General features: G+C 68.9%; 3 protein-coding genes. All 3 read left to right on the top strand.

Annotated features, from left to right (window positions below; genetic code table 11):
* Nucleotides 1-1,737: protein kinase domain-containing protein (locus AC1D15_RS21765; RefSeq protein WP_477827608.1), on the top strand; the 1,737-nt coding region annotated here is incomplete at its 5' end.
* A 161-nt stretch (nucleotides 1,738-1,898) separates the two neighbouring features.
* Nucleotides 1,899-2,735 carry a hypothetical protein gene (locus AC1D15_RS21760; RefSeq protein WP_477827607.1) on the top strand — a complete coding sequence of 279 codons (837 nt, stop codon included), beginning with the start codon at nucleotides 1,899-1,901 and terminating at the stop codon, nucleotides 2,733-2,735.
* 95 nt (nucleotides 2,736-2,830) lie between these two features.
* Nucleotides 2,831-3,740 (top strand): C1 family peptidase (locus AC1D15_RS21755; RefSeq protein ID WP_477827606.1); only part of this gene is annotated, 910 nt, incomplete at its 3' end.

Below are 3,740 nucleotides of genomic sequence, written 5' to 3'. Positions count from 1 at the left end.
CTGCAGGAGTACGTGGTCGAGGGGCTGGTCGGCGAAGGCGGCTTCGGCATCGTCTACCTGGCGCGCGACACCCAGCTCGGCCGCGTGGTCGCGCTGAAGGAGTACATGCCGGCGACGCTCGCGACGCGCGGCCCTCAGTGCGAGGTCTCGGTGCGCTCGGCGCGCCATCGCGAGACCTTCGAGCTGGGTCTGCGCAGCTTCGTCAACGAGGCGCAGCTGCTGGCCGCGTTCGACCACCCGTCGCTGGTCAAGGTGTACCGCTTCTGGGAACAGCACGGCACCGCCTACATGGTGATGCCGTACTACGAAGGCCCGACGCTGAAGCAGTGGCTGATCGAGCACGGCCGGCCCGACGAGGCGCTGCTGCTCGGCGTGGCGCACCCGCTGATCGACGCGCTGGAGCTGATGCACCACCAGCGCTGCTACCACCGCGACATCGCGCCCGACAACATCCTGCTGCTGAACCAGCAGAGCACGCAGTTCGGCGGCGCGGCGAGCATGCGGCCGGTGCTGCTGGATTTCGGCGCCGCGCGGCGSGTGATCGGCGATGCGACGCAGGCGCTGACGGTGATCCTGAAGGCCGGCTACGCGCCGGTGGAGCAGTACGCCGAATCGAGGGCGATGCGCCAGGGGCCGTGGACCGATGTGTATGCGCTGTGCGCGGTGCTGTATGCCTCGATCACCGGGCGCGCGCCGCTCGCGTCGGTCAGCCGGCTCGTCACCGACGACCTGCAGCCGGCGGTGCAGGCGGGGGCGGGGCGGTATTCGCCGCAGTTCCTGGCCGCCATCGATGCCGGGCTGGCGGTGAAGCCGGACGACCGGCCGCAGGACATGGCGGCGCTGCGGGCCTTGCTGCCGGGTGGGCATGGGCACGGGCTGGGGCATTCGCCGTCGCAACTGCTGGGCAGCTCGACGCGCGGCGGGTTGGCGGTGCCGCCGGACCTCGGCGCGTCGACGGTGGTCACCCCATCGACGCGGCCGGCCGAGCTGATGCCCGATCCGCATGCGAAGCCGCCGTCGCGGGCCGGTGTCTATGCGCTGGCCGGGCTGGTGGTCGCCGCACTGGCCGGGGCGGGCTGGTGGTTCGCCGGCCGTGCACCGGCGCCCGCCGTCGTGGCCGCGGCACCGTCCGCATCGACCGCAGGGGTGACGACTGCCACGGCGCCGTCACCGGCACCGGCCGTCGCCCCCGCGCCGCCGCCAGCCGTGCCGTTCGGCCTGGTCACCGCGCTGCAGGACATCGTGCGCCACGCCGACCCGGTGCTGGGCGTCAACGCACTGGCCGACAAGTCGCAGCTGCGCATCGGCAGCGACCGGCTGCAGTTCCGCGTCAAGTCGTCGGAGGCCGGCTACCTGTACGTGTTCCTGGCCGGCACCGACAAGGCCCACTTCTACCTGCTGTTCCCGAACGAGCTCGACAAGAACAACCGCATCGAGCTGAACCGCGAGGTCGTGCTGCCGCGCGCCGGCTGGCACATCACTGCCGGCGGGCCGCCGGGCACCGACCACATCGTCGCGATGGTGTCGCGCAAGCCGCGCGACATGACCGGCATCGGCGTCAAGAAGGCCGGCGACCAGATCCCCGAGATCGACCTCGGGCTCGCCGAGCAGCTGTGGGCGGCACGCCAGCCGGGCGACAGCCCGTTCGCCGGCAAGCCGGTGTGCGACGCCGGCGAGTCGCCGTGCGATGGCAGCTACGGCGCGACGCTGCTGGTGATCGACGAGGTGAAGCGGTAGCTCGGCCGATCGCGCGCTGCGGGCTCTGCCGGCGTTGAGCGTTCCTGCGATGGCCAGGAAGCTCAGGAAACTGGAGGCGCTGGTCTGCCTTCGTTGAACTGTTCCGGATCCGGCGTGACTCATGCCCAGGGCCTGTTAACACTACGGGAAGGACGGTCATCATGGAATTGCGAATCAGGCCCGGCGGGATCCGGCGCGCAGCGCTGGAGGGGACACCTGCTGCAAAGGGATTGCCGGATCGGGTGAGTGACGTGAAGGCGGGGGCGAAAGCGCAGTGCGCAGTGAGCCGCCTGGTGGGCGCCGAGCGCCGACCCGAGGCCTGGGTGGGTTGGCACGATCCGGTGGATCGGGGGGCACAGCTCAAGCGCTTGCGCAATCGAGATGACGGGGTTCAGCCGACTCCGCCCGCGCACAAGGCGTTGAAGACTTCAGCCGTTCAACGGCTGCCGCTGGGACTCGGCACCCAGCTCGAGCCGCAGTCGGGTGAGATCTTCAGGGAGGACGGCAGCAGCGTTCGTGCAGCAGCCCATGTGACGCTGGTGCTGCAATGGCTGGGTCGTGCCCGGGGGCGGCTGGTGACGGTGGAAGCCTTCAGGAAACAATGCGGGCGCGACTTGATGCAATGCGTGAATTCCGCGCGTCAGTTGCTGCCGCAGAATGCCATCGAGAACATGGATGGCGGCTACAGGCTGAGGTTGCCGGCCGAGGTGCTGGATGGCGATGTGCGCAGGGTGGGGCCTTTCACGGTATGGCCCGAGCAGCATGCGGTGCTGGTGGCGCCGCGGGGAATGTCGGAAATTCCTGCCTATCTCACCGAACGCGAGTACCTGATTTTCGACAGCTTGCTGGAGAGGCGAAGTCGGCCGGTGCGCAAGGCTGCCATCGAGGCAGCGAGCCAGTCGACAGCGAGTCGCATCCGGTATTCATACGGCGGGTTGCGCTACAAGCTCGGATCGGAGATGTTCATCGAAACGCCTGGCTGCTACCAGCTCAAGTAGCGATGCCGGTCTCCTCACGTTGAAGGCTTGCGGCCCGTGCCCTGACGCGGTCCAATGCGCATCCGACAAGCACATCGAATCGATGGGGAGGCTTCATGGCAGCACGAACGGTGAAGGTCGCGAGCGCAACGAAGGCGGCGAAACCGCGCCGCCCCACCGCCGACCCACTGCCGAAGAACTCGCCGTTCATGCGCGTCGCGCGCCCCGACGAGATCGACGTGCGCGACCGGCCCTACCGCCCGTCCATCGGCAGCGCGCCGCCACCGACGCTGTTCCCGAAGCACGGGCTGCCGGTCAAGTACCAGGGCGACACGATGGCCTGCACCGGCTTCGCGCTGTCGCTGGTCGTCGAGCACCTGTTGCTGGCCTCGGGCCGTGAACGAAAGCCTGCCATCTCGCCCTACATGCTGTACTCGATGGCGCGCCGCTACGACGAGTACCCGGGCTCGTCCGAAGACAAGGGCTCCAGCCTGCGCGGTGCGATGAAGGGCTGGTTCAAGCACGGCGCCTGCCGCGAGCCGCTGTTCCCCGGGCTCGAGATGCCGGCGGCCAGCAAGAGCCTGGCCGACGACTGGTGGTTCGATGCGGTGAAGCGCCCGCTCGGCGCCTACTACCGCATCGACCACAAGGCGATCACCGACATGCATGCCGCGCTGAACGAGGTGGGCATCCTGTATGCGAGCGCCGGCTGCCACTCGGGCTGGGACGACGGCATCGAACTCACCGCGCTGAAGAAGCGGCCGACCTCGTTCAGCGAGCCGCGCAAGGGAATCTGGGAGATCCCGGTGAAGGGCGGCCACGCGCGGCATTCCGGCCACGCGTTCGCGATCGTCGGCTACAACGAGCGCGGCTTCCTGATCCAGAACTCCTGGGGCACCGACTGGGGCTCGTACGGCTATGCGATCCTGAGCTACGACGACTGGATCGCCAACGCGATGGACTGCTGGGTCGCGCAGCTCGGCGTGGTGACGCAGGACCACACCGCGATCTCGAAATCGATCAGCC

The sequence above is a fragment of the Rhizobacter sp. P2_H2 genome, from assembly GCF_056403375.1.
Note: the sequence above shows the minus strand (reverse complement) of the source record. Positions and strands in the feature narration are given on the sequence as shown.